The sequence below is a fragment of the Stenotrophomonas rhizophila genome (genome assembly GCF_003751305.1).
In the GTDB taxonomy this organism is placed as follows: Bacteria; Pseudomonadota; Gammaproteobacteria; order Xanthomonadales; family Xanthomonadaceae; genus Stenotrophomonas; species Stenotrophomonas rhizophila_B.
This window is the reverse complement of the sequence record NZ_RJKV01000002.1, coordinates 344,783-371,444: the sequence shown is the minus strand read 5'-3', so window position 1 is coordinate 371,444 and position 26,662 is coordinate 344,783. Positions and strand designations below refer to the sequence as shown.

The following is a 26,662-nucleotide window of genomic DNA, read 5'->3' as shown; positions in this document are numbered from 1 at the left end:
CAGAGATGGTGCTGGCCCCTCCCCTTTCAAGGGCAGTGGGCCGGATTTTTTCGCCGACCCCGCCCTGGATGTGAATGTTTGACGCAGTTCTCAATGCGAAAGGTCGAATCCGACAGACCTACGGATGTGTCATCTGGAGTGAGTAGATTCGATCGGCATTGACCAATCACAAGGAGCCGTAGATGAGGTTGCTGACGCCGCTGTCCCTGGCCTGCCTGCTGGTGCTGGCCACCAGCCCGGCCCGGGCCGATGTATTCATCAATGAACTGCATTACGACGACAGCACCCCGGCCGGGGACGTCGGCGAGGCGATCGAAGTGGTCGCCACCGCCGGTGAAGACCTGTCCGGCTACCGGCTCTATCTCTACAACGGCAGCAACCCCTCGGCGGCCGCGGTCTACGCCAACAACGCGGTCCCGGCCGGCACCGCCAGTTGCGGCGGCGCCCGGCTGGCCACGGTCAGCTACCCGACCAACGGGATCCAGAACGGTCCCAACGACGGCATTGCCCTGGTCGACGCCAGCGGCAAGGTGGTCCAGTTCCTCAGCTACGAGGGCACCGTCACCGCCGCCGGGGGGCCCGCGGCAGGCCTGACCAGCCAGAACATCCCGGTCAGCGAGACCAACAGCACCGCCCCGGGCACCTCCCTGCAGCTGACCGGCAGCGGCAGCCAGTACGCCCATTTCACCTGGGCCGAATCGGCCACCCAGACCTTTGGCGCGTGCAACCACGGTCAGACCTTCAGCGGCGGCGGCGGCCCGACCGGCCCGAACACCGCGCCCTCGGTCACCGCCACCACCCCCGAGCAGGGCGCCAGCACCTTCCCGGCTGCCGCCGACCTGAGCGTCACCTTCAGTGAGCCGGTCACCCTGTCCAGCGGCGCCTTCGGGCTGAGCTGTGGCCAGTCCGGCACGGTGGCGCTGAGCCACCCGACCACCGGCACCCGCTTCACCCTGGCCACCAACACCGCGCTGGTGGCGGGGGAAGCCTGCCGCTTCGACATCCGCGCCACCCGCGTGAAGGATGCCCAGGGCGCACGCCCGGCCGCCGATACGCGCATCGCCTTCACCGTGGCCACCGCCACCACGCCCGATCCGGGCAACCCTGGCACTCCGGGCAAGTACTACGCCCGGGTCACCACCTCCACCCCCAGCCAGCTGCGCTGCTCGCTGCACGAGACCATCAAGGGCCACACCGCCTACCCCTACAGCGGCTCGGGCACCAGCACCTGGACCATCCTGGAAATCGCCGACGAAGATCCCAACAACAGCGGCAAGATCCTCGATGCCTACCGCAACCGCAGCTACACCAAGGTCAGCGGGCGCGCAGGCACCGGCAGCGGGCTGACCTACAACCGCGAGCACACTTGGCCCAACTCGCTGGGCTTTGCCAGCACCACCGGCGACAAGGGCCTGCCCTACGCTCCCTATACCGACACCCACATGCTGTATCTGACCGATGCGCAGTGGAATGCGGACCGCGGCAACAAGCCCTTTGCCAAATGCGACAGCAACTGCGGTGAACGCGCGACCGAGGCCAACAATGGCTTCGGCGGCGGCAGTGGTGGCTACCCGGGCACCTCCAACTGGGTGCGCACGCCGGATGGCAATGGCGGCTCGTTCGAAGTGTGGGGCCACCGCAAGGGCGATATGGCGCGTGCGGTGATGTACATGGCGATCCGTTATGAAGGCGGTAAAGATGCCAAAACCGGGCAGTCCGAGCCGGACCTGGAGCTGACCGACGACCGCAGCAAGATCGTCAAGACCTCGGCCTCGCCGGCTTACATGGGTCTGCTCTCGACCTTGATCGACTGGCACCTGTCCGACCCGCCGGACGCGGCAGAACGCGCTCGCAACGAAGTGATCTTCAGTTTCCAGGGCAACCGCAATCCGTTCATCGACCACCCGGAGTGGGCCACCCCGACGCTGTTCACCTCGGCCAAGCCGGCCACCTGCCAGCTGGCCAACTGAGCCCGGCCGACCGGCGCCCCCTCGCGGCGCCGGTCGGACCATTGGCCTCTGGCGGTCCTATACTCGGCGGTCATGTCGATTGCCGATCCCGTCTTCCTGCTGTTCACCACCTGCCCCGACGTGGCCTGCGCCACGCGGCTGGCACACGCGCTGGTGGACGAACGCCTGGCGGCCTGCGTCACGCGCCTGGACGGGGCGCATTCGACCTACCGCTGGCAGGGCGAGGTCACCGAGGACCATGAGGTCCAACTGTTGATCAAGACCACCGGCAGCCGCCTGGACGCGGCGATCGCGCGCGTGCAGGCCCTGCACCCGTATGAACTCCCCGAGTGCATCGCGGTCGAAACCCGCGCCGGCCTGCCGGCGTACCTGGATTGGATTCGGGCGCAGACCCGTGAGGAAAGTGATTGATGACGCTGTTTCGTCGTGTTGCCGCGCTGTGCGCGTTGCTCGTGGTCTCCCTGCCGGCCTGGGCGGTCAGCGAAAAGGATCTGCTCCCGGTCGATGAGGCCTTCGGGCTCACCGCGCAGGCGCGCGACCGCGACCGCGTGGAGATCAACTGGAAGATCGCCCCGGGCTATTACCTGTATCGCCACCGCACCACGGTCAAGGCCGATGCCGGCTTCGACGCCGAGGCGCTGCAGCTGCCGGCCGGCAAGAAGCACCACGATGATTTCTTCGGCGAGGTGGAGACCTACCGCGAACGCCTGACCGGCGTGCTGCCCGGCAAGGCCGCCGATGGCACCGACACTGTCACGCTGGAAGTGCGCTACCAGGGCTGCGCCGATGCGGGCGTGTGCTACCCGCCGCAGAAGCGCACGCTGCAGGTGAAGCTGCCGGCCGGCGGCGGTGGCACTGCCAGTGCCGCACCGGCCGCCGCCAGTAGCACCGCCTCCCCGTTCAACACCCCACTCGCCAACACCACCGGCAGCGGGCTGCGCCTGCCCGGCACCAGCAACGCTCAGGCGTTGCCGCTGCCGTCCGAGCGCGCCTTCGGCTTCGATGCCATCGTCGGCGATGGCAACACCGTGCTGCTGCGGTTCACGCCGGCGCCGGGCTACTACCTGTATCGCGACCGCACCTCGCTGGCGCTGGAAGGCGCGCCGGGCATCCGCGCGGACAAGCCGACATGGCCGGCCGCGAAATCGCACCGCGATGAGCACTTCGGCGACGTGGCGGTGTATTTCGACCAGATCGACGTCCCGCTGCCGCTGCGCCGCAGCCGTGCCGATGCCACCGATGCCACCCTGGTGATCACCTTCCAGGGCTGCCAGACCGATGGCATCTGCTACCCGCCGATGACGCGGCGGGTGAAGCTGGCGCTGCCGGCCGGCACGATCAATGCCAAGGCCGATGAGGTCGCACAGAAGACCGAGGTCATCGCGCCGCTGCCCAATCGCGACAAGCGCGCGCAGGCCCGCGGCGACGGTGGCACCGGCAGCCAGCCGATGCTGATCCGCCCGAACGAGCCGGCCCTGGCCGTGCCGGGCGACACCGCCGCCACCCCGGATGCCAGCGCCGACAACGCACAGCGCACCCCTCCGCCGGCCTCACCGGCCGCCGCACCGGGCAACCTGCTGGTGCTGCTGCTGTTCGCCGTGGCCGGTGGCCTGATCCTCAACCTGATGCCGTGCGTATTGCCGATCCTGTCGCTGAAGGTGCTGGGTGTGGCACAGAGTGGCGAGAGCCGCCAGCGCGCGCGCAGCCATGCACTCTGGTACACCGCCGGCGTGCTGGTCGCCTTCGCTGCGATCGGTGCGCTGGTGATCGCGCTGCGTGCAGCGGGCCAGGCCGCGGGCTGGGGCTTCCAGCTGCAGCACCCGTGGTTCATCGCCGCGCTGGTGTATCTGATGTTCGCCGTCGGTCTGAGCCTGTCGGGCGTGTTCACCCTGGGCGGCAGCATGGGCGGGGTCGGCCAGACGCTGGCCTCGCGGAGCGGCCCGGTCGGGGATTTCTTCACCGGCGTGCTTGCCTGTGTGGTGGCCAGCCCGTGCGTGGCCCCGTTCATGGGCCCGGCACTGGCCTATGCCTTCGCTGCGCCCGGCCTGCAGGCGATGCTGGTATTCCTGGCACTCGGCCTGGGCCTGGCCCTGCCGTTCCTGCTGATCGGCTTCGTGCCGTCGCTGGCCCGTCGCCTGCCGCGCCCCGGCGCGTGGATGGAAACCCTCAAGCTGGTGCTGGCCTTCCCGATGTACGGCACCGCGATCTGGCTGCTGTGGGTGCTGGGCAAGCAGCGCGGCGTGGATGCGATGGCGCTGGTGCTGGGCGGCCTGGTTATCCTGTCGCTGGCGCTGTGGTGGTTCGAGCGCAGCCGCTGGCGCAGTCAGCGCGTGGGCGGCCTGCTGGCCCTGCTGCTGGTGCTGGCCGCGCTGTATCCGATCTGGGGCGTGACCCGCCTGGATCCGCCGGCCAAGGCCGCACAGCCGGCCAGCGACAACGTGGTGGAGTACTCACCGCAGATGCTGGACCGCCTGCGCCAGGACAACCGCGTGGTGTTCGTCAACATGACCGCCGACTGGTGCGTGACCTGCAAGGCCAACGAGCGCGCGGTGCTGGGCACCGATGCCTTCCGCGACACCCTGCGCCGGACCAACGCGGTCTACATGCGCGGCGACTACACCAATGTCGACCCGCAGATCACCGCGTTCCTGGATGAGCACAAGGCGGTCGGCGTGCCCCTGTATGTGGTCTACGGCCCGGGCGCACCGCCGACGGTGCTGCCGACCGTGCTGACCCAGGCGCTGGTGGAAGAAGCGCTGCTGCGGACCGCACGATGAGCCTGCGGCCACCACGGCAGATGGTCGTGGTGGTCGTGATCGCGGCCGTGCTGGGCATCGGCACGGGGCTGTGGTTCGCCGGGCATCACACCCGCCCGGCGATCGCCCCACCCCCGCAGCGCGCGGCAGTAGCCGCAGCCCAACCCGGCGATCCGATGCCGGCGATCACCCTGCCCGACATCCACGGACACCCCGTGGATCTGGCCCGCTTCCGTGGCCGCCCCCTGTTGATCAATGTCTGGGCCAGCTGGTGCGGCCCCTGCGTGGAGGAAATGCCCGCGCTGACCGCGTTTGCCGACGCCCAGGGCGACAGCGGTGTGCAGGTGCTCGGGCTGGCGCTGGATACCCCCGAAGGCGTGCGCGATTTCCTGGCCCGCATTCCCGTGGCCTACCCGATCGTGCTCGACACGCCCGGCCCTGCCGATGCCAGCGTGCGCCTGGGCAATGCACAGGGCCTGCTCCCCTATTCGGTGCTGGTCGATGCCGAAGGGCGCATCGTGAAGCAGAAGCTCGGGCCGTTCTCTGCCGGCGAGATCGAGGCGTGGGCGCGCCACTGAGGCCGTCTGCCATCGTCGACAGCGTGGCCGTTGATCGTGGCCGCGCAACCTCGCCGAAGGTCTTGACCGCCGTTGCGGCACCCCCAACAATGACGAGATTCATTCTCATTCGCTGCCAGGCAGTGTCACGCCGCCTGCGTGGCTGGCCGCGCTGCCTTCTGCCGCCGGAACCGCCCCATGTTGAAGACCGTTCTTTTCCAGCTGCATTGGCTGCTGGGCATCACCGCCGGCACCGTGCTGGCGGTGATGGGGCTGAGTGGCGCCACGCTGTCCTTCGAAGATGAGCTGATGCGCGCGGCCAATCCGGCGCTTGCGCAGGTGGTGGAACGCCATGCAGCCGGCGAGCAGCCGCTGGCGCTCACCGAGCTGCTACCGCGATTGCAGCAGGACATGCCGCACGCGCTGCAGCGGCTGCGCGTGGATGCCACCGGGCAGCGCCTGTCGGTCGCGCGTTTCGAAGGCGGCCAGGCCAACTGGCGCTACTTCGATCCGTACACCGGCACCGTACTCACCGGGTTGCGGGGGCTGGCGTTCTTCGCCTTCGTCGAAGACCTGCACCGCCACCTGGTCAGCGGCGAACGTGGCCGCCTGATCACCGGCAGCTGCGCGATCACCTTGGTGTTTTTCTGCCTGTCCGGGCTGTATCTGCGCTGGCCACGACGCTGGTGGCACTGGCGCACCTGGCTGGCGGTGGAATGGTCGCGCACGGGGCGCAGTTTTCTGTGGAGCCTGCACTCGGTGGTCGGCACCTGGGTACTGCTGGTGTACCTGCTGATCGCACTGACCGGGCTGTGGTGGTCGTTCGACTGGTACCGCAAGGCCGCGACCACCTTGCTCGGCGGCTCGAGCGCCGAGCAGAGCCAACCGCGCACCCGCGGCGGCCCACTGGATCTGCACAAGGTGCAGGCCACCCTGTACGCGCTGGACGGCGTGCGCCACGGTTACATCGATCTGCGCTTCCCGGCCAAGCCCGGCCGCGCGCTCACCAGCCGCGTGCAGGGCGGCGATGCCGCGCACGACCGCGCGCAGGACATCGCGCAACTGGATCCGGCGACTGGCGCACTGCTCTCGCTGGAGCCCTACGCCGCCAAAAACCCCGGCGGCAAAATCATCGTCAGCATGTTCGCGCTGCATTCGGGCAGCTTCTTCGGCCTGCCCGGGCGGATCATCGTGATGCTGTCCAGCCTGGGCATGCTGGTGTTCTTCATCACCGGCTGGATGTTGTACCTGGACCGCCGCCGAAAGAAACGCGAGGTGCGTGCCTCACGCCTGCCTCTTGCTGCGGCCATGGGCACTGGACAGCCGTGGCTGGTCGGGTTCGCCAGCCAGAGTGGGTTTGCCGAGCAGCTGGCCTGGCGCGCTGCCGCCCAGTTGCAGGCGGCCGGCCTGCCGGTGCAGGTGCGTCCGCTCGCGCAGGTGGACGCGGCACTGCTGGCTACCACGGACAAGGCGTTGTTCGTCATCAGCACCTTCGGCGATGGTGAAGCACCCGATGCCGCGCGTGCGTTCGAGCGACGGGTACTGACGCAATCCGGGTCACTGCAGCGGCTGGCATACGCCGTGCTTGGGCTGGGCGACCGCGAGTACGCGCGCTTCTGTGGCTTCTCGCGTCAGGTGGATACCTGGCTGGCCGCGCAGGGTGCACAGCGCCTGTTCGCCAGCATCGAGGTGGACCGCACCGACGCGGTCGCACTGGGGCACTGGCAGCAGCACCTGGCCGCGCTGACCGGCGTCGAGGACCACACCCCGCTGCCCGCGCCGGTCGAGCTGCAACCGTGGGCGCTGGACGCGCGCGCGCAGCTCAATTCCGGCAGCGCCGCCGGGGCCATCTGGCAGGTATCACTGCGGCCGCCGGCACACACCCACTGGCAGGCCGGCGACATTCTGGAGATCGCCCCCCGCCATGCGCGTGCACACGTGCTGGCAGTGCTGACCCGCAATGGTCTGGATCCGCAGGCACCGGTGACGGTGGATGGACGCATCACGACGCTGGCCGAGGCCGCCGCCGCGCGCGTGCTGCCGGAGACAGCGCAGGCGCCCGATACGACTGCAGCGCCCGACGCCGCACGCTGGCTGGCGCCTCTGCCGGCACTGCCGCATCGCGAATACTCCATTGCCTCGATCCCGGGCGATGACGTCGTGCAGTTGGTGATCCGGCTGACCGAGCTGCCCGATGGCCGCCACGGCCTTGGCTCGGGCTGGCTGTGCGTACATGCCGCTGATGGGGACAGCATCCGCGCCCGGGTGCGCCCGAACAGCGGTTTCCATCGCCATCCCGAACATGCCCCGATGCTGCTGATCGGCAACGGTACCGGGATCGCCGGCCTGCGCAGCCTGCTGCGTGAGGCAGACGCGCGTGGCGACCGCGGGCATTGGCTGGTGTTCGGCGAGCGCACGCGCGCGCACGACTTCCTGTATCGCGGGGAGATCGAGGCGTGGCAGGCGCAGGGCCATCTGCGCCGGGTGGACCTGGCGTTCTCCCGCGATCCGGACGGCGGCGGCTATGTGCAGGACCGCCTGCGTACCGCGCCGGAGGCACTGCGCGCGTGGGTGGATCTGGGCGGCAGCCTCTACGTGTGCGGCTCGCTGCACGGCATGGCCGAGGGCGTCGATAGGGTGCTGCGCGAGGTGCTGGGCAACGACGCGGTCGATGCCCTGCTCAACGACGGGCGCTACCGCCGCGACGTGTACTGAGGTGCACTGCGCCGCTCAGGGAAACCAGCGGCGCAGATAGCGCGCGGTGGCGCCCTGCCTGGCGCGACTGACCTGGGCCGGCGTGCCTTCGGCCACGATCCGGCCGCCCTCCTCGCCCGCGCCCGGCCCCACATCGATCACCCAGTCCGCGTCGGCCACCACGCGCAGATCGTGCTCGACCACCACCACCGTGTTGCCGGCGTCGACCAGGCCGTGCAGTTGCATCATCAGCTTGTCCACATCCGCCGGATGCAGGCCCGTGGTCGGTTCATCCAGCACGTACAGGCTGTTGCCGTGCTGGCTGCGCTGCAGCTCTGTCGCCAGCTTGATCCGCTGCGCCTCGCCACCGGACAGCTCGGTGGCCGGCTGGCCCAGACGCAGATAGCCCAAGCCGATATCCCGCAGCAGTTGCAGCGGCCGCTGCACGGGCGGCTCTTCGGCGAAGAAGGCCAAGGCTTCCTCCACCGTCATCGCCAGCACCTGCGCGATGTTGCGGCCGTTCCAATGCACCTCCAGCGTCTTGGCGTTGTAGCGCTGCCCATGGCAGGTGGGGCATGGCGCGTAGACGCTGGGCATGAACAACAGCTCGACGTGGACGAAGCCCTCGCCTTCGCAGGTTTCGCAGCGGCCTGCCGCGACGTTGAAGGAGAAGCGGCCCACACTGTAGCGGCGTGCCTTGGCCGAGCGGGTGCCGGCAAACAGACGGCGCACATGATCGAACAGGCCGGTGTAGGTGGCCAGGTTGGAGCGCGGCGTCCGCCCGATCGGCTTCTGGTCGACGTTGACCAGACGCTTGATCGCCTTGGCCCCGTTCAACCGGCCACGGGTGCGTTCGATGCGGCTGGGCTGCGGCAGGTCGGTGTCGGTCTCTTCGATGACCGGCTCCTGCCCCAGGTGCTCGCCGACCAGCTCGACCAGCGCCTGGCTGACCAGACTCGACTTGCCCGAGCCGGAGACTCCGGTCACCGCCGTGAACGCCCCAAGCGGAAAACGTGCATCCACACCATGCAGGTTGTTGCGGTGAACGCCCTGCAGGCCCAGCCAGCCGGACGGCGCGCGCGGCGTGCGGCGCGGACCGGCGGCGTCCTGGAACAGATACGGCGCGGTAACAGACGCCTTGATCGTGCGCAGGCCGTCGGGCGGGCCGCTGTAGAGCACCTGGCCGCCGTGCTGACCCGCACCCGGGCCGACATCCACCAGCCAGTCCGCACGGCGCAGCATCTCCAGATCATGCTCCACCACGAACAGCGTGTTGCCGCCCGCCTTGAGCTGCGCCAGTGCGTCGTACAGGGCCTCGCCATCGGCTGGATGCAGGCCGGCGGTGGGCTCATCGAGCACGTACACGACGCCGAACAGGCTGGAGCGGATCTGCGTGGCCAGGCGCAAGCGCTGCAGTTCGCCCGGTGACAGCGTCGGGGTCGCGCGGTCCATCGACAGATAGCCCAGACCGAGCGATTGCAGCGTGCCGATCCGTTCGATCAGATCGTGCGCGATGCGCTGGGCCGCGATGCGTTTCTCCTCGGACAGATCCGGCGTTCTACGCACATCGCTGCCGCCCGCATGCGCGTTGCCACCGGCAGCGACCCGCTTGGCCGTGGCCTGCTTGCCGGCGCTGCGGCTGCGCGTGGCGGTTGCTGCCGCTACCTCGAAATGCCCCTCTGCCGCCGGACGCAATGCCTGTGCCATGGCGCTGAGCGGCAGTTGCGACAACGTGCCGATATCCATGCCGGCGAAGGTCACCGACAGCGCTTCGCGCTTCAGCCGGCGGCCATCACAGACCGGGCACTTTGCGCCGATCATGTAGCGCGCGACGCGCTTTTTCATCATCGCGCTCTGCGTGGTCGCAAAGGTGTGCAGCACATAGCGGCGCGCACCACTGAAAGTGCCCATGTAGCTCGGCTCTTCCTTGCGACGCACGGCGGCGCGGGTCTCGGCCGGGGTGAAGCCAGCGTACACCGGCACCACCGGCTGTTCCTCAGTGAACAGGATCCAGTCACGCTGCTTCTTGGGCAGGTCGCGCCAGGGAACGTCCACGTCGTAGCCGAGCGTGACCAGGATGTCGCGCTGGTTCTGCCCGTGCCACGCCGGCGGCCATGCGGCGATGGCGCGTTCGCGGATGCTCAGCGAGGGATCGGGCACCATCGACTGCTCGGTCACTTCATACACGTAGCCCAGGCCGTGGCAGTTCGGGCAGGCGCCCTGCGGCGTGTTCGGCGAGAAGTCCTCGGCGTAGAGCATGGGTTGCCTGGCCGGATAGGTGCCGGCGCGCGAGTACAGCATCCGCAGCAGGCTCGACAGCGTGGTCACGCTGCCGACGCTGGAGCGCACGCTGGCCGTGCCGCGCTGCTGCTGCAGGGCCACGGCCGGCGGCAGCCCCTCGATCGCATCCACGTCCGGCACGCCCACCTGGTCGATCAGGCGACGTGCGTACGGCGACAGCGATTCCAGGTAGCGCCGCTGCGCCTCGGCGTAGAGCGTACCGAACGCCAGCGAGGACTTGCCCGAGCCGGAGATGCCGGAGAACACCACCAGCGCATCGCGCGGGATGTCGACATCCACGTTCTTGAGGTTGTGTTCGCGTGCGCCGCGGACGCGGACGACGGCGGTGCTGGACGGGGTACGTCGCGCTGGCTTGTTCATGGGAGCAGGATAGCGAACCGCACTGGCTCACCGCCGGTGAGGGCCCGTGAAGGGCGCGTTGATCCGGCACCGGCCACGCCGGTCCGAACGTGCGAGAGTGAAGAAGGGAACAGCACCTTCACAGCGATTGCGCTGAACTACCGCTGGGAGTGCGGTGGGATTGCCGCCAACACGCCATGCCGTACGGAGAGAGACCGCCATGACCGCCTTGAAAATCTTCCTGCTCGCCGGTGCACTGCTTTACGGCCTGCCGGGGCTGGTGTGGTGGGTGAATCATCGGCGGGCCAAACGCGCGAGGCTGGCCCAGCGCGTGATCAGCGTGGATGCCCCCGCGCCATGAGCGACGCTGCCGGGAGGACCGCCGAATGCCATTGACCGACGAACAGCGCCGCATCCTCGATGACATCAATGCCACGCGGCCGGTCAGTGACGAGGACGCCAACTGGGCGGTGAAGGCCGGCTATGCAGCCCAGGCCGAAGATGGCGACATCGACCTGACCCAGGCCGGTCGCCAGCTTGTGGATTCCAGCACGCTCTAGACGTGCCGGGATCGATCAGACCGGTGCGAAACCGCGGGTGGTCTTCTTTTCGTTCTTCTCGGCCTTCTTTTCCTTCGCCGTCTTGGCAGGCTTCTTTTTCGTTTCTTTCTGCTTGTTCAGGCCCTTGGCCATGGCAGCGTTCCCGGTTGGATGTTCCGCAGCATGGCACATCCGGGGCGTGTCAACGCATCGGTGCGGCATGCACGCCCCGGCTCAGATCACCCGGGCGGGTCGTTGCAGCCCGCGCCCCACAACGCACACCAGCACTGCGGTAGCCGCGAAGCCACCGGCCAGCCAGAGGTTGGCACTGAGCCCCTGCCGGTCGAGCGCCTGACCGCCCAGCCATGCGCCCGATGCGATACCGATGTTGAAGACGCCGACGTAGAGCGCGGAAGCCACCTCCACCGCGCGGGGCGCAGCCTTCATCATCCACGTCATCAACCCGACCGAGACGCCGCCGTAGGCCAGCCCCCACGCGATCAGCGCGATGGCACCGCCGGCACGCGCGTCGCCGATGGACAGGAACAGCAGCGGCGCCAGCACCAGGCCCGCTGCGATCAGCAACACCGTCGGTGCCGTATATCGCGCCGCCACGATGCCCGCGAGGAAATTTCCGGCCATCCCGGCAGCGCCGTAGCCGAACAACAACAGCCCCACCCAGCGCGCGTCGAATCCGGAGACTGTCATGAGCAGTGGCCGCACGAAGGTGAAGGCAATGAAGTGTCCGGCGACCAGCAGCAAGGTCAGCAGCAACCCGAGCTGCAGCCCCCGGTTGCCCAACTGCTCACCGAACTGGCGCACGGTGGTGGTATGGGTCGACGGCAGCCTGGGCACGACGGCCAGATGCAGTGCGAGTACCACCGCGCTGAGCAGGGCCATGCTGGCGAATGCCCAGCGCCATCCCAACAGCTCACCGATCAAGGCACCGAGCGGAACGCCCAGCACCGAGGCCGCCGCCACACCGCCGAAGATGAGCGAGGTGGCCAGCCCGACGGATCGCGTCGGCACGAGCCGCATGGCCAGCCCGCCGGCAATCGCCCAGATGCCGCCCATGCACAACCCGACCAGCACGCGCGCCGCCAGCATCCAGCCCAGCGTGGGTGCGAAGGCCGCGCCCAGATTGGCGATCACCAGCAGGCCCAGCAGGCCGCACAGCAGCGTGCGGCGGTCCAGCCGGCCGGAGGCGATGACCACGAGCGGGGCGAACAACGCCGCCAGCAACGCCGGCAGCGACACCATCAGGCCTGCGGTGCCGGTGCTCGTCTGCAGGGCGTCGGCGATCGGGGTCAGCAGGCCGACGGGCAGCATTTCGGTGGTCACGACCGAGAACGTGGCCAGGCTCACGGCGGTGACCGCCCACCAGGGGTGGCGTGCATCGGGCTGTCGCCCGGAAAGGGGAGGCGTCATGCTGCAGCTCCGTGTGGTGTGAGTGTTCCAGGTGCTTGCATCAGGCGTCCCCCGAGGCGGGTGCCGGGGGCAGACGCAGCCTGCGATGCGCGGACATCGCGGCCAGCAGCACTGCGCCGCCGGCACACACCGCGATGAGGAATCCCGCGCGCACCCCATGGGCATCCACCCACTGGCCGGACGCGGCGGCACCCAATGCGACACCGACGTTCAATGCCGCCAGCAGCCAGGTCATGCCTTCGGTCAACTGACGCGCCGGCACCTGCTGCTCGACCAGCGACATCGCCACGATCATGGTCGGTGCGAAGAACGCGCCGGCCACGAACACCGCCGCACCCAAGCCGAACAGGCTGCCCGCCCACCACAGTGGCAACGTCGTCAGTGCGGTCGCGAGCCCGCCCAGCAGCAACCAGCGGTGCAACGGCGCCTGCAGCTTCATGGCGCCGAACAGCACCCCGGACAGGCAGGAGCCGGCGGCATAGGCGGACAACACCAGGCTCGCGGCCGCAGGCTGGCCCAGGTGCGCGGCGAAGGCGACGCTGACGACATCCACCGTGCCTACGATCACGCCCATGGCGACCATCAACAGCGCGAGCCAGCGCACGCTGGGCAGGCGCATGACAGACCCATCGCGCCTGGCGGTCGACGCTGCTGCGTCGATGGGCGGCTCCGTCCGGCGCTGCGCGATCAACGCAAGCACGCCGATCGGCAGCAGCACGGCAGCGGCGAGTACACCGGCCTGGGGAAGCACTGCGACCGCCAGGCCGACCGACAGCGGCGGCCCGGCGATGAAGGTGACCTCATCGAAGACGGTTTCCAGCGCGTACGCGGTCTGCAGCTGCGGCTGGCCGCGATAGATCGCGGTCCAGCGCGCGCGCACCATCGCGGACATGCTGGGCATCGCGCCGGCCAGCAGCGCGCCGACGAAGAGCAGCGCGGTCGGCGCCTCCCACCACGAGGCGCCGAGCAGGAGCAGCAGCCCGAGCACGCTGACGCCGGTGGCCAGCGGCAGTATCCGGCGCTGCCCATGCCGATCCACGAGACGGGAGACCTGCGGTGAGAGCAGCGCGTAGGTCAGCACGAAGGTGGCGGCCACCGCGCCCGCCAGCGCATAGCTGCCACGCACCTGGGCCAGCAGCGTAATGATGCCGATGCCGGTCATCGGCAAGGGCAGCCGCGCCAGCAGGCCCGCCAACGCGAAGCCGGGGCTGCCCGGGGCTGCGAACAGCTGTCGATAGGGGTTGGTCACGGTTCTCTGCACTGCCTTTTGCGCCACTTACATACACATCGTATGTTTAAAATCCTATATACATACGCACCGGATGTAAACAATCATCCGTCCCGTATGCAAGGAGATGATGATGGTTCGCCGCACCCGTGCCGACATGGAGCAGACCCGTGCCACGCTGCTGGCCACCGCCCGCGCGGTCTTCAGCGCGCGTGGCTACGCCGAGACCTCCATGGACGATCTCACCGCGCAGGCCGGGCTCACCCGTGGCGCGCTGTATCACCACTTCGGCGACAAGCAGGGCCTGCTCGCGGCCGTCGTCGATCAGATCGACGCCGAGATGGACGACCGCCTCAAGGCCATCTCCGACGCCGCCGAAGACCCGTGGGCGGGCTTTCGCCTGCGCTGCATCGGGTATCTGGAGATGGCGCTGGAGCCGACCATCCAGCGCATTGTCCTGCGCGACGCGCGCGCGGTGCTCGGCGGTGCCTCGCCGGAATCGCAGCGCCACTGCATCGATTCCATGCAGCGCCTGCTCGCCTGCCTGATCGATCAGGGCGTGGTCGCCGAGGCCAACCCGCAGGCCCTCGCCTCGCTGGTGTACGGCAGCCTGGCCGAGGCGGCGTTCTGGATCGCCGATGGCGACGATGGCGACGATGGCGATGCGCGGCTGGCACAGAGTGTGACCGCGCTGGACCTGCTGCTGCGTGGGCTGCGGGTCACCTCACCGCACTGACCGCTCATCCTGTCTGGCCGCCACTGGATCGGGAGCCTGACCGCAGGTCATATATCGCTCCATGTACTCGCAGGGCCGCCCCTACGCTTCTCCCATCTACTGAAGGAGAGGACGCATGAAGATTCTGGGTGTTGTGCTGATGGCATCGGCGCTGGTGATGACCGGCTCCGCTGCGGCAACGAACGCTGCCCCGGCCCGGACCGAGGCGCTGGCCCGCGAAGCTGACGCCTTCTTCAAGGACCAGCAGCCGGGCGGCGTGGTCCTGGTGACCCAGGGCGACCGGGTCCTGCTGCGCCGGGCCTACGGCATGGCCGACATCGAAAATGGCGTGGCGATGCGACCGGACGCCGCGCTGCGGCTGGCCTCGGTGACCAAGCAGTTCACCGCGGTGGCCGTGATGCAGCTGGTGCAGGCCGGCAAGCTGCGGCTGGAAACCCCGCTGGACACACTGGACCCGGCACTGGCCGGCCCCATGGGCAAGGTGACGGTGCAACAGCTGCTCACCCATACCTCCGGCATCAAGAACGTCAGCAGCATTCCGGCATCGCGCGCCGCGCGCCGCGAGGAGGCCGATGCACTCGGCCTGATCGGCTACTTCAAGGAACTGCCACTGGAGTTCGCCTCCGGCACGCGGTTCCGCTACAGCAACTCCAACTACATCGTGCTGACCCACCTGATCCAGCGCCTGTCCGGCCAGTCCTATGCCGAGTACATGCAGCAGGCGATCTTCCAGCCGCTGGGCATGCAGCACACCCGCTATGACACCCACCTGGCCATCATCCCGGGCCGTGCCCACGGCTATCGGAAAGCGCAGGGCGTGCTGCAGAACGCGGACTTCATCAGCATGACCCAGCCCCAGGGCGCGGGTGGCCTCATCAGCACGGTGGACGATCTCGCACGTTGGCACCAGGCACTGCGCGACGGCACGCTCGTACCCGCCGCGTTGCTGGCGCAGGCCATGAGCAAGACCGTGCTGGCCGACAGCAAGGCATCGCGATACGGCTTCGGCTGGATCATCGGCCAGGTGCAGGGCGTGGCCGATGTGGAGCATGGTGGCTTCATCAACGGCTTCAGCAGCTACGTGGTGCAGCGCGAACAGCGACCAACCCAGCACGTGCAGGAGCCAGAAGCGTAGGTCACTGCATCGATCCGCTGGAGGGGAGCCGCACTCTACTCGATCCGGCTGGCCGGCCCCGCTCAGCGCCGGCGCGAGGTCATACGCGGCTGCAGCGCGTCCAGGGCGCCGGCGTTGCGGCGCGCCCAGTCGTAGATCAGTTCGACCGGTTCCACCAGTTGCCGCCCCAGCGGGGTCAGCGAGTACTCCACCGAGGGCGGCACGGTGGGGTACTCGGTGCGCAGCACGATCCCGGCATGCTCCATGTCGCGCAGGGTCTGGATCAGCATTTTCTTCGAAATGGCCGGCAGGCTGCGGTGCAGGGTGTTGCTGCGGGCCGTGCCGTCGTGGCGCACGGCCAGGGTGTGCAGCACCATCGAGGTCCACTTGGTGCTGAACAGCTCCAGCACCCGCCGGGGCGCGCAATCCTCCTGCCAGTGTTCTTCGGGACTGCCGGTTTTCATGTGTGGTTACCGTTTGGTGCCTTCTTTCGAGGCGTACCTGGATATCCTAAGGTGTGCGCCTGTAAAGCAATGAAAGAGGCGACATCGTGAGGCAGAAAGCGTTGGTGGTTGGTGCCACCGGGATCGTCGGCAGTGCGCTGATCCAGCAGTTGCTGCAGGAAGGCTGGGAGGTGCATGGCCTGGCGCGTCGGCCCGATGCGCTGCCGGCGGGTGCGCACGGCGTTTCGGCCGATCTGCGTGATGCCCAGGCCACACGTGAAGCGCTTTCCGGACTGGCGCCCACGCATGTGTTCATCACCACGTGGTCGCGGCAGGCCAACGAGGCCGAGAACATCCGCGTCAATGCGGCAATGGTGCGCCATCTGCTCGATGCGGTGCAGCCGGCCGGCACGGTGCAGCACGTGGCGCTGGTGACCGGCCTGAAACACTACCTGGGCCCCTTCGAAGCCTATGCGCAGGGCAACCTGCCGCAGACCCCGTTCCGTGAAGAACAACCGCGCCTGCCGGTGGACAATTTCTATTACGCACAGGAAGACGAGGTGTTCGCCGCCGCCGCGCGCGATGGGTTTCACTGGAGCGTGCATCGCCCGCACACGGTGATCGGTGCGGCGGTCGGCAATGCCATGAACATGGGCACCACGCTGGCCGTGCATGCCACCCTGTGCCGCCACACCGGGCGCCCGTTCCAGTTCCCGGGCTCGCGCGCGCAGTGGGAAGGGGTGACCGACATGACCGATGCTGGCGTGCTGGCACGGCATCTGCTGTGGGCCACCCGGACCCCGGCGGCGGCCAATCAGGCCTTCAACGTGGTCAACGGCGATGTATTCCGCTGGCGCTGGATGTGGGGCCGGATCGCCGCGTGGTTCGATATCGAGGCCGTGCCGTTCAGCGGTGAGGTGCAGCCGCTGGCGGTGCAGATGGCCAACGATGCTGCGCCATGGTCCGCACTGGCCGCCACGCACGGTCTGGCAGAGCCGGATATCCACCGGCTGATCTCTCCCTGGCACACCGATGCCGATCTCGGGCGCCCGCTGGAGGTGATCACGGACATGTCCAAGAGCCGCCGGATGGGGTTCCTGGATTACCAGCCCAGCGACGATGCCTTCTTTGCGCTGTTCGCCAGGCTGCGGGCGGCCAGGTTGATTCCCTGAAGCGGGGTTACCTTAGACACTGTGGTCCCTGCGGTGCGAGCCGCTAGGCTGCGGCACACGCCCTCCGGGCCTTCTCGGATCTCACCCATGTCCCTGTCCTGGCCATCGTCGCTGGTGTTGCTGGCGGCGCTTCCGCTGAGTGCACCCGCTGCCGAGCAGTGGGTCGTCACCACCGATCTCTGGGGCAACCCGTATTACCAGACGCTGCACCTGGACGTGCAGGGCGCGCGCGTTGGCGGAACGCTCGGCGGAGACCCCATCGCAGGCACGCTGCGTGACGGGTCTCTGCGGTTCACGGTGAAGGACAGCGATGGCCAGCTCCAGCACTTCACCGGCACCGTCAACGACGCGCACATGCAGGGTGAAAGTGATCAGCCGGATACCAACAATCGCGCGGCACGGGCCACGCATGCGTTCCGCGCATGGCGGGTGCCCACGCGGGCGGGCAACGCACCACAACACCATGTGTTCACGCCGACGGACTACTCCAATACCTTCAGCGCGGACCGGGCACCGGTCCTGGTGATCCATCCCGGCGATTCGCTACAGACCCGGACGCTCGACTCCGGTGGCGTCGACGAGCATGGCGTGACCCGGGCGCTGTTCGGCAATCCACAGGTGGGACCGTTCTTCATCGTCGGTGCAGAGCCGGGCGATACGCTGGCCATCACGCTCACCTCGCTGAAGCTCAACCGCGATTACGCGGACAGCCTGGATGGCCTGGTAGGCCGACTGAAAACCCCGCGCGTCGCAGCCGAGGCCACCGCGTTGGGCAAACCGGTGCGCTGGACGCTGGATCGCACCAAGGGCCTTGCCCGCCCGGAAGGGGCCTCGGGTGCGTTGAAGAACGTCCAGATTCCAGTCAAGCCGATGCTGGGTGGCCTGGCCCTCGCGCCGGGCTTCGGGTATCCGCCGCTCTCCACCGGCGATACCCAGGACAGCGGCGGCAACATGGATTTCAACGCCGTCGTCGAAGGCAACACCGTCTATCTTCCCGTGCAGCAACCCGGCGCCCTGCTGTACCTGGGGGATGGCCACGCGTTGCAGGGCGATGGTGAAACCACGCAGTGGGCATTGGAAACGTCGCTGGACGTAGTGGTGCGGGTCGAGCTGGTGAAGCGGGCATCGATCTCCACCCCGCGTGTCGAATCACCGACGCAGATCATGACCCTGGGCCAAGGCGGCTCCAGCGACGACGCGCTGCGGATCGCCACCTCGGGCATGCTGCAGTGGCTGGCGCAGGCCTACGGCCTGTCCCTGTCCGAAGCGGCGCAGGTGCTGGGCGTGGCGGTGCAGTATCACGTCGCCAATCTGGCTGGCCGCAGCGTCGGCGTGGCAGCGAAGATCGACAAGGCCGTGTTGCAGCAGTTGCCCACGCCAGCACCGGGCGCCACCGCAGCAGGCGAGGCACGCAGCGCGCGGTGATGAAGGCCAGGTGATGACGCGGATCAACGCGGAGAAGGTGTTCCACAGGCGTACCGCACTTCGCTAATCTAGGTTGGCTTATTGCACTGCCTTGATGCCGCCCTCCCCACCGCGAGTCCCCTTTGAGCTCCTCACCCTCCACCGGTACCCACGGCGAACGTGATGCCGAGCGCGTCAAGCTGGCGCTGGCCGCTGGCGCGATCATCGGCACCTGGTTCTGGGATGTTGCCCAGGACAGCCTCACCGTCGACGATGCACTCGCCCAGGCCCATGGCCTGGACCCGGCGCTGGCCCGCAGCGAACTGCGCCTGGAGCAGGTGATCTCCGTGGTTCACCCGGACGATCGTCAGGGGCTGACGCAGGCGATCGACGACGCCGTCCGCCGCGGCGGGCGCTATGCCCACCAGTACCGGACACGCGGTCCGGACGGTGCTTACCGCTGGATCGAGGCCATCGGTCGCGTCGACCTGGACGCCCAGGGCAATGCGGTCGGGTTTCCAGGCGTCCTGATCGATATCGATGAACGCCGCCGCGTGGAGGCCGAACGCGATCAGGCACAGACCTTGTTGCGTTCCTTCGTCGAAGCGGCCCCCGGCGTGCTCTACGCCAAGGACCGGCAGGGCCGGATCCTGATCGGCAACCGCGGCACCACCGATCTGATCGGTCTGCCGCCCGAGGTGTATGTGGGGCGCACCGATGCCGAGCTGCTTGCTGATCCTGTGCAGGCCGCCACCGTCATGGCTACCGACGAACGGGTCATGGCCAGTGGGCAGACCGAGCAGTTGGAAGAAGAAGTGAGTTTCCGCGATGGCCGGCGCGCCCACTGGTTGTCGACCAAGTCGCCGCTTCGCGATGCCGACGGCACGGTGATCGGGCTGGTCGGCACGTCACTGGACATCACCGACCGCAAGGCCGCCGAAGCCCGTCATCTGGAGGCGGAAGAACGCTACCGGCTGGCGGCCCACGCCACCAACGATGCGATCTGGGACTGGCGTATCTCCGATGGCCACGTGATCTGGAACGAGGCGCTGACCACCCTGTTCGGCCATGCGTTCAGCGAGACCAGTGCGCAGTGGTGGCTGGACCATATCCACCCCGATGACCGTGCGCGCGTCGATGCGGATATCCATGCCGTGATCGAGGGCGACGGCACCGCGTGGAACAACGAATACCGGTTCCGCCGCGCCGATGGCAGTTTCGCTTCCGTGCTCGACCGCGGGACCGTACTGCGGGGCAAAGGCGGCGAACCGCTGCGGATGATCGGCGCGATGCTGGACCTGACCGTGCGTGAGGCGGCCGAGGCCGCCCTGGCCAAAAGCGAGGAGCGCCTGCGTTTCGCCACCGAAGCCGGTGACATGGGCTTCTGGGATGTCGACCTGGTCCGCGATGCGTTGATCTGGCCGCCCCGGACCAAGGCGATGTTCGGCATCTCCCCCGATGTCCCGGTGTCACTGCGTGACTTCAACGACGGCATCCACCCCGACGACCGCGAAGCGACCCTCGCCGCCTTCGCCGCCGCAGCCGACCCGGTGCAGCGTGCCCTCTACGACGTGGAGTACCGCACGATCGGCAAAGAGGACGGCGTCGTTCGCTGGGTCGCAGCCAAAGGCCGCGGTCACTTCGAGGGCGACCGCTGCGTGCGCGTGGTGGGGGTGGTGATCGAGATCACCGCGCGCAAGATCGCCGATGCGCGCCTGAAAGAATTGAACGAGCATCTGGAAAGCCGCGTGCTCGAAGAAGTCGCCGAGCGCACCCGCGTGGAAGATGCGCTTCGGCAGAGTCAGAAGATGGAGGCCGTCGGCCAGCTCACCGGCGGTATCGCCCACGACTTCAACAACATGCTGGCGACCGTGATCGGCCCGCTGGATCTGCTGGCGATGCGGCTAGGCGACAACGACCCGCGCACCAAGCGCTACATCGACATGGCCATCGATGGCGCCACCCGGGCGGCACAGCTCACCCAGCGGTTGCTGGCGTTCTCGCGCCAGCAGCCATTACAGCCGGTTCCACTGGATGTGAACCAGCTGGTGGCGGGCATGTCCGACCTGCTGGTGCATTCGCTGGGCAGCAGCATCCGCTTGCAGACCGTACTGGCGGCCGACTTGTGGCAGACATTCGCCGATGCCAATCAGCTGGAAAACGTGATTCTCAACCTGGCCGTCAATGCGCGCGATGCGCTGCCTGGCGGTGGGCGCCTCACGGTGGAAACCGCCAACGGTGAGATCACCGCGGGTGCTGGCTCCGCCCCGGCCGAGGTTCCCGACGGCGAGTACGTTCTGATCACCGTCACCGACAACGGTAGTGGCATGCCGCCGGAGGTGATCGCCAAGGCATTCGATCCGTTCTTCACCACGAAGAAGGTGGGCCAAGGCACGGGGCTTGGCCTGTCGCAGGTGTATGGCTTCGTCAAACAGTCGGCCGGTCACGTAAAGATCCGCTCTGCCGTCGGGCAGGGAACGACGGTGACCCTGTATCTGCCGCGCCTCATTGCCGACTTCGCCGCTACGCCTTCGCCGACAACCAGCGGTACCGCTCCGCTGAGCGGGGGCCGCGAGCGTGTGCTGATCGTGGAAGACGAGCCCGGCGTCCGCCAGTTCTCCATTGATGCGTTGAGCGAGCTGGGCTACCCGGTGCTCGCCGCCGATGGTGCCGCTACCGCGCTTGCCCTGCTCGACAGCCATCCGGACATCGCGCTGTTGTTCACCGATGTGGTGATGCCCGAGGTCAACGGGCGGCAGCTGGCCGATGAGGCACTCAAGCGACGGCCGGATCTGAAAGTGCTGTTCACCACCGGCTACAGTCGCAATGCGCTGGAGCACGACGGCGTACTGGACCCCAGCGTCCACCTGATCGGCAAACCTTTCACGCTGGAGGAGCTGGCCCTGCGGGTGCGCGCGGTGCTTGCCGAGGTGCGCTGACGGGAGGACTCCGGGAATCGAATTCCGGAGTCCTGGAACGTAGTGCACGCCCTTGATTCGACAGGGATCAGGCAGCCTGCTGGCTCCTGCCTACCTGGGTCCACCATGAAACGTTCACTGCTCTGCGCCCTCTTCTCCGCCGCGCTGCTGTTCTCCCCCACCACCGTTCTGGCACAGACCAGCGACCATGACGCCGTAGACCAGCTCATGCAGAAGATGCTGCGTGGCTTCGAGGCAGGCGACCCGGCGCTGATATTCGAGGTACTCAGGAAAGATGGCGTGGTGGTGGGCTACTCACCCGCCGCCGGCCGCATGGTCACCCAGACCACGGAAGAATGGGCCAAAGGCTTCACTGGCGAGCCGGCCACGGATGAGGCGCAGCGCAAACGCAGTTACCGGATCCTGGACGTCACCCCACACGCTGCGCAGGTGAAGCTGACGCTGGACTACCCTGGTTGGGATGGCGAAGACTACCTTGCCCTGCTGAAAATCGATGGCAAGTGGATGATCGTGAGCAAATCATGGAGCGGCCAACGCAAGTCGCCGGCGTCATGAGTCTTCATCGTCCACGCTCACGTACAGCGTAGGCACGGCCTTCATGAAATCCCCCAGTCGTCCCATCTGGATCTGCAGATCATCGGGGAGGACGTCGGCCGCAGCGTCGAGCAGTGCCTGGCAGTGCCGCTCGAACGGTGCGACCACGCGACGTCGTGGCTCGAGCATGATGGAGTAACAGGCCTGGCTCGACCACGGCGGGGGCGCCAGCGCGTAGTGCGAGCTGCCCAGGGCAAACAGCGGCGCGTGGCTCTCGCCTGGCAGCGACAGCGTGATGTCGTTGGCGTTCACCTCGGCCCGGGTGTGGGTGCGCTGGATCGCCCACGCATCGAGTGTGTTGCGGCCCGGCACCGGGCCCACGGTGCCATCCACGGCGCCCGCCAGCAGGGACAGCGCGGCGTCCACGCTCACCCCGTAGTGGTCCAGCATGTGAGGCTCCAGCGCCATCCACAGCTGTATCGCGCCGGCCACCGGACCATACGCGTGCAGGATGTCTGCAGGTGCCAACGCCGGCAGCAGCGTGGACTGCACCAGCTGCGCGAGTTCCTCCACGCTGCGCGTGGCGCTGCTGACGGTCAGGAACAGGTACGGTGCCATCCCCGCCCGCCCCGGCTCCAGCAGCGGCACGGCCGGCTCCCCCTCGACCGCATTGCCACGCGCGCACGAGGGCAACAATGCGGCGCCCGCAAGCGCGGCCAACAGCAGGCGCCGCCGCGCCAGAAATTGAGTGTCATCCATGTGCAGAGAATACACGGGGGTAAAAGCGACCCGCTTGACGGGCCGCGTATTTTCTCAATACTGCGCCAATGCTCAGCCAACACTTTCTCTTCTTCTTCGCCATGCTGGGCGCCTTCAATGGCATCGTCGCGGCGTCGGTATTGTGGTGGCGCGCCAAGGGAGAGCCCACGCAGCGCTGGCTGTCGCTGCTGATCCTGATGGTCGGTGTGCGGACCGGAAAATCCGTGGCGTTCCACTTCTGGCCGGATATTCCGCTGGTCGTTCTCCAGCTCGGGCTGACCGCCTGTTTCCTGATCGGCCCCTGCCTCTACTTTCTGGTGCGCTCCAGCCAACGGGAGACTGCCGGGACGGACACGAACGGCCGGTGGCACCTTGCCGCGCTGCTGGTGCTTGCCGTGGCGGTGAATGTCCTGCTGCCCTACACCCGCAACATCGAACTGTGGCGGTACGTCATCACGCCGGGCATCAACTATGCCTGGCTGGGCTATCTGCTGCTCACCACCGTGCAGGTGTATCGCCACCGCGCCCGGCTGCTGTCCTCGCCGTCCGCCCCGCTGCTGCTCGGCGCGCTGGGGGGCATCTGGATCATCTGGATCGCGTACTACACGGCGGGATACACGTCCTATATCGTCGGCGCGCTGTCCTTCACGTTCGTTCTCGCGGTAAGCGTTCTGGTCGGGCTCCGCCTGCGCGCGGGGCGGGCAACGATCGAGCCCTATCAGGACCGTCGGATCCCCGCGTCCGACGCCGCCGTTCAACTGCAGGCCCTGGCCGAGCTGATGGCGCGCGAGCGGTTGCATCTGGACCCTGCCCTGACCCTGCCCCGCCTCGCCCGCCGGCTTGGCATGCCCCAGACCCGGCTGTCGCAGCTGCTCAACGACAACAACCAGACCTCGTTCAAGCAGTACCTCACCCAACTGCGGGTGATCGAAGCCAAGGCGATCCTGCAACAGCAGCCTCCCAAGCCGCTGGATATCGTGGCGCAGGAAGCGGGCTTCCAGTCCATGTCGACCTTCTACAGCGCATTCAAGAAGTGCGAGGGCGTCACCCCGGCGGCCTACCGCACGGCCGCCACACACTCCTAGAATCGATTTCCGCACTCCGGGAAGACGCTGCAATACATTGATTTGAAAGCGATTGGATAGGGTGCTGGCTCCTTCCTGCGAGTCAGCGCCATGCAGACGTTACGTACCATCGCCACCTTCGTATTGCTCCTGCTCAGCGTCTGGCTGGGCGGTACCTGCACCACCGACGCTGCGCCGCGGACCACCGTCCCCACGGCCGTGGGACAGCCCGCCGGCGGCCAGCAGAACCGCATCCTGTTCATCATCGCCAGCGCCACGGTGCATGGAACTTCCACGCTCCCGGCCAGCGTCAGTTTTGGCGAGGTGGTGCATGCCTGGGATGTCTTCCATGCCGCCGGCTATGCGGTGGACTTCGTGTCGCCCGACGGCGGCGCCGTACCGATTCTCGATGACTACGTCAGCGACGACGTGGCGCACCGTCTGGACGATGCCCGGATCATGCGCGGGCTGCGCGGCACCGTCACCCCGGCACAGATCGATCCCACGCAGTACCGGGCGGTGTACTACGTGGGCGGCAGCAATGCCATGTACGGGGTCGCCGAGAACGTGGCGCTGCAGCGCATTGCGATGCAGGTCTACGAGGGCAACGGCGGGGTGATCTCGGCTGTCTGCCACGGAACGGCCGGCATCGTGAATCTCCAGCTTGCCGGTGGCCAGTACCTGGTCTCGGGCAAGCGCATCAGCGGCTACCCGGAAGAGCATGAGCGGCAGGATGCGCCCTATTTCAACCAGTTCCCGTTCCTGATCCGCCAGACCGTCGTGTCCCGCGGCGGTGCCTTCCGGACGGTGGAAAGCGATGACCCGCATGTCGAAGTCGATGGCCGGCTGGTGACCGGGCAGAACTACGCCTCTGCCACGCCGGTGGCGCAGGCCGTGGTCGAGGCGCTTCGCATCCACACCGTGCAGGCGTCCAACCAGGCAGCCGCTCAACCCTGATCTCCCACACCCCTGAGGAAACACCATGAAAGTATCGATTCGATCCGTCGGCCTTGCCGCCAGCCTGTTCCTGCTGCTCCCCACCTCGGCCATGGCGCAGAGCACCGATCGTGAGGCGGTGGACAAGGTCATGCAGACCTTCATGCGCGCCTACATCACTGCCGACAACACGTTGGCCAAGGACGTCTTCCGGACAGACGGCGTGATGATCGGTTACTCCGAAGCCCGTGGCAGCGCACTGCAGATGCGGACCGGGGAACAGTTCGCCGAGGGCTTCAACGGCAAGCCGGCGGCCAACGAGGCCCAGCGCAAGCGCCGCTATGAAATCGTGGACATGGCCACCAACCTGGCGGCCGTCCGCGTAATGCTGGATTACCCCGGCTGGGACGGCGTGGACTACGTGGTTCTGCTCAAGACCGATGGCCAGTGGAAGATCATGAGCAAGTCCTGGACCGGCCAGATCAAGCCCTGAGCTGAACCTGGCAGACGGGACGCCATCGCTTCCGGGAGCTACCCGGAAGCGATGCGAGCCTGCATCCTGCCTGGGCTCAGTCGGCGCTCAGGTTGGCAACGAAGAACCGGGTGAGTTTGTCGAACGGAATCCGATCAACACGATCATAAAGATCCACATGTCCTGCACCCGGGACGAGATACAGCTCTTTGGGCTGCCCGGCCAGCGCGTAGGCCTTCTGGCTGAACTCCAGCGAGTGGGCCTCGCTGCCGGCGACGAACAGCATCGGGCGTGGCGAGATCGTCTCGATGTCATTGAATGGGTAGAAGTTCACGAAGCGGACTTCGCTGGTCAGCATGCGGTTCTGGGTGGTCTCCAGCGTGCGGCCCTTGGGAATGGCGATGCCACGCGGGGTCCGGTAGAACGCCCAGAACTCGCGGGTCACGGGATCGGCATCGGCGGGCAGCTGGATGGGAAGATAGTCGAGGAAGATTCCCTTGCCGGTGGTGAACTCGGTGTAGCGCTGCTCGGCCGCCTTGGCCAACATCGCCTTGCGCTGCTCCAGCGACACCGACTGGCCCAGACCGTTGCGCGTCACATCGCCCATGTCATACATGCTGACCGTGGCAATGGCGCGCAGCCGCGGATCCATCTTGGCCGCGCTGATGGCGAAACTGCCGCTGCCACAGACGCCGAGCACACCGATCCGCGTGCGGTCGATGAAGTCGCGGGTCCCCAGGTAATCCACTGCGGCACTGAAGGCTTCGCTGTACATCTCCGGGGCGACCAGATTGCGCGGCTCGCCGTCGCTCTCTCCCCAGAAGGGCAGATCGATCGCCAAGGTCACGAAGCCCTGCTCGGCCAGCTTCTGCGCATACAGCATGGAGCTCTGCTCTTTGACCGCCCCCATCGGGTGGCCGACGATCACCGCGGCCGACGCGGTGGCGTTCGATGCCGCCTTGGGCCGGACGAGATTCCCCACCACCTCCATGTGGTACTGGTTCTTGAAGGTCACCCGTTCAATGGTGACCGTGTCACTTGTGTAGAAATTGTCTGCACCGGTTGGCATGGTGGCTCCCAGGGTCGTGAAGGAACTGGCGGCCAGCGCCAGCAGCAGGGCAAGTCGTTTCATGAGAGGTACTCAGCGAGAAATGCGGGGCGTTGGTGGGCCGGATCCACGGTAGCCCTCCGCAACCACCGTGATTAGCCGGGGGAATGCGGAAGGCGTACTGAGCTCTGCTCACAAATCGCGGTGTTAATGTGGGCATCGCGCCCGA

Annotated in this window: 22 protein-coding genes; 16 read left to right on the top strand and 6 right to left on the bottom strand. The window is 67.5% G+C overall.

What is annotated here, in order from left to right:
- Positions 1 to 182 precede the first annotated feature (182 nt).
- From EDF74_RS10215 to EDF74_RS10195, 5 genes are all read left to right on the top strand, one after another.
- The gene (locus EDF74_RS10215; protein WP_123730030.1) at positions 183 to 1,970 is read left to right on the top strand and encodes an endonuclease; all 1,788 of its coding nucleotides are present in this window, start codon (positions 183 to 185) and stop codon (positions 1,968 to 1,970) included.
- 72 nt (positions 1,971 to 2,042) lie between these two features.
- Positions 2,043 to 2,381, top strand: coding sequence for a divalent-cation tolerance protein CutA (gene cutA / locus EDF74_RS10210; protein WP_019183549.1), 339 nt, complete (start codon positions 2,043 to 2,045; stop codon positions 2,379 to 2,381).
- The gene (locus tag EDF74_RS10205) at positions 2,381 to 4,747 is read left to right on the top strand and encodes a protein-disulfide reductase DsbD family protein (RefSeq protein WP_184997196.1); all 2,367 of its coding nucleotides are present in this window, start codon (positions 2,381 to 2,383) and stop codon (positions 4,745 to 4,747) included. The genes cutA and EDF74_RS10205 overlap by 1 nt, the downstream gene beginning before the upstream one ends.
- Positions 4,744 to 5,304 carry a TlpA family protein disulfide reductase gene (locus tag EDF74_RS10200; protein ID WP_260232244.1) on the top strand — a complete coding sequence of 187 codons (561 nt, stop codon included), beginning with the start codon at positions 4,744 to 4,746 and terminating at the stop codon, positions 5,302 to 5,304. Before EDF74_RS10205 ends, EDF74_RS10200 begins: the two co-directional genes overlap by 4 nt.
- A gap of 177 nt (positions 5,305 to 5,481) precedes the next feature.
- Entirely contained in the window at positions 5,482 to 7,998 is a 2,517-nt protein-coding gene (locus EDF74_RS10195) for a PepSY domain-containing protein (RefSeq protein WP_123730027.1), read from the top strand.
- Between the two features lie 15 nt (positions 7,999 to 8,013).
- Here the strand turns inward: EDF74_RS10195 and EDF74_RS10190 are convergent, their stop codons facing one another.
- Positions 8,014 to 10,638 (bottom strand): excinuclease ABC subunit UvrA, encoded by a 2,625-nt coding sequence (locus tag EDF74_RS10190; protein ID WP_123730026.1) that lies wholly within the window; start codon positions 10,636 to 10,638, stop codon positions 8,014 to 8,016.
- Between the two features lie 199 nt (positions 10,639 to 10,837).
- Here EDF74_RS10190 and EDF74_RS18235 point away from each other — a divergent pair, with 199 nt between their 5' ends.
- Together EDF74_RS18235 and EDF74_RS18230 are read left to right on the top strand one after the other, a co-directional pair.
- The gene (locus EDF74_RS18235) at positions 10,838 to 10,978 is read left to right on the top strand and encodes a hypothetical protein (RefSeq protein ID WP_184997194.1); all 141 of its coding nucleotides are present in this window, start codon (positions 10,838 to 10,840) and stop codon (positions 10,976 to 10,978) included.
- Between the two features lie 25 nt (positions 10,979 to 11,003).
- The gene (locus EDF74_RS18230) at positions 11,004 to 11,177 is read left to right on the top strand and encodes a hypothetical protein (RefSeq protein WP_184997192.1); all 174 of its coding nucleotides are present in this window, start codon (positions 11,004 to 11,006) and stop codon (positions 11,175 to 11,177) included.
- Between the two features lie 213 nt (positions 11,178 to 11,390).
- On the opposite strand, the gene EDF74_RS10185 is transcribed toward EDF74_RS18230, so the two are convergent.
- Positions 11,391 to 12,584, bottom strand: coding sequence for an MFS transporter (locus tag EDF74_RS10185; RefSeq protein ID WP_123730025.1), 1,194 nt, complete (start codon positions 12,582 to 12,584; stop codon positions 11,391 to 11,393).
- A 40-nt stretch (positions 12,585 to 12,624) separates the two neighbouring features.
- Positions 12,625 to 13,833, bottom strand: coding sequence for an MFS transporter (locus tag EDF74_RS10180; protein WP_123730024.1), 1,209 nt, complete (start codon positions 13,831 to 13,833; stop codon positions 12,625 to 12,627).
- A gap of 112 nt (positions 13,834 to 13,945) precedes the next feature.
- Here EDF74_RS10180 and EDF74_RS10175 point away from each other — a divergent pair, with 112 nt between their 5' ends.
- Together EDF74_RS10175 and EDF74_RS10170 are read left to right on the top strand one after the other, a co-directional pair.
- Entirely contained in the window at positions 13,946 to 14,548 is a 603-nt protein-coding gene (locus tag EDF74_RS10175) for a TetR/AcrR family transcriptional regulator (protein WP_123730847.1), read from the top strand.
- 115 nt (positions 14,549 to 14,663) lie between these two features.
- Complete coding sequence (locus EDF74_RS10170; protein ID WP_123730023.1) at positions 14,664 to 15,683, top strand: serine hydrolase domain-containing protein; 1,020 nt, start codon at positions 14,664 to 14,666, stop codon at positions 15,681 to 15,683.
- A gap of 62 nt (positions 15,684 to 15,745) precedes the next feature.
- On the opposite strand, the gene EDF74_RS10165 is transcribed toward EDF74_RS10170, so the two are convergent.
- Positions 15,746 to 16,126: a winged helix-turn-helix transcriptional regulator gene (locus tag EDF74_RS10165; protein WP_123730022.1), complete on the bottom strand. Its 381-nt coding sequence runs from the start codon at positions 16,124 to 16,126 to the stop codon at positions 15,746 to 15,748.
- A gap of 83 nt (positions 16,127 to 16,209) precedes the next feature.
- Here EDF74_RS10165 and EDF74_RS10160 point away from each other — a divergent pair, with 83 nt between their 5' ends.
- The 4 genes from EDF74_RS10160 to EDF74_RS10145 all read left to right on the top strand — a co-directional run bounded on the left by EDF74_RS10160 (position 16,210) and on the right by EDF74_RS10145 (position 22,175).
- Positions 16,210 to 17,277, top strand: a complete 1,068-nt coding sequence (locus tag EDF74_RS10160) for an SDR family oxidoreductase (RefSeq protein WP_221180351.1) — start codon at positions 16,210 to 16,212, stop codon at positions 17,275 to 17,277.
- An 87-nt stretch (positions 17,278 to 17,364) separates the two neighbouring features.
- Positions 17,365 to 18,702 carry an acetamidase/formamidase family protein gene (locus EDF74_RS10155; RefSeq protein WP_221180343.1) on the top strand — a complete coding sequence of 446 codons (1,338 nt, stop codon included), beginning with the start codon at positions 17,365 to 17,367 and terminating at the stop codon, positions 18,700 to 18,702.
- Between the two features lie 122 nt (positions 18,703 to 18,824).
- The gene (locus tag EDF74_RS10150) at positions 18,825 to 21,620 is read left to right on the top strand and encodes a PAS domain-containing hybrid sensor histidine kinase/response regulator (RefSeq protein ID WP_260232243.1); all 2,796 of its coding nucleotides are present in this window, start codon (positions 18,825 to 18,827) and stop codon (positions 21,618 to 21,620) included.
- 105 nt (positions 21,621 to 21,725) lie between these two features.
- Complete coding sequence (locus tag EDF74_RS10145) at positions 21,726 to 22,175, top strand: nuclear transport factor 2 family protein (protein ID WP_123730020.1); 450 nt, start codon at positions 21,726 to 21,728, stop codon at positions 22,173 to 22,175.
- Here the strand turns inward: EDF74_RS10145 and EDF74_RS10140 are convergent.
- Entirely contained in the window at positions 22,170 to 22,913 is a 744-nt protein-coding gene (locus EDF74_RS10140; protein ID WP_123730019.1) for a hypothetical protein, read from the bottom strand. The genes EDF74_RS10145 and EDF74_RS10140 overlap by 6 nt on opposite strands.
- A 68-nt stretch (positions 22,914 to 22,981) precedes the next feature.
- Between EDF74_RS10140 and EDF74_RS10135 the strand changes: the two genes are divergently transcribed.
- From EDF74_RS10135 to EDF74_RS10125, 3 genes are all read left to right on the top strand, one after another.
- On the top strand, positions 22,982 to 23,998 hold the full coding sequence (locus EDF74_RS10135; protein ID WP_123730018.1) for an AraC family transcriptional regulator: 1,017 nt from the start codon (positions 22,982 to 22,984) through the stop codon (positions 23,996 to 23,998).
- A 90-nt stretch (positions 23,999 to 24,088) separates the two neighbouring features.
- Positions 24,089 to 24,934 (top strand): type 1 glutamine amidotransferase domain-containing protein, encoded by an 846-nt coding sequence (locus tag EDF74_RS10130; RefSeq protein ID WP_123730017.1) that lies wholly within the window; start codon positions 24,089 to 24,091, stop codon positions 24,932 to 24,934.
- Positions 24,935 to 24,959: 25 nt separating this feature from the next.
- Positions 24,960 to 25,406, top strand: coding sequence for a nuclear transport factor 2 family protein (locus tag EDF74_RS10125; RefSeq protein WP_123730016.1), 447 nt, complete (start codon positions 24,960 to 24,962; stop codon positions 25,404 to 25,406).
- 76 nt (positions 25,407 to 25,482) lie between these two features.
- Here the strand turns inward: EDF74_RS10125 and EDF74_RS10120 are convergent, their stop codons facing one another.
- Entirely contained in the window at positions 25,483 to 26,517 is a 1,035-nt protein-coding gene (locus EDF74_RS10120; protein WP_123730015.1) for an alpha/beta hydrolase, read from the bottom strand.
- Positions 26,518 to 26,662 lie beyond the last annotated feature (145 nt).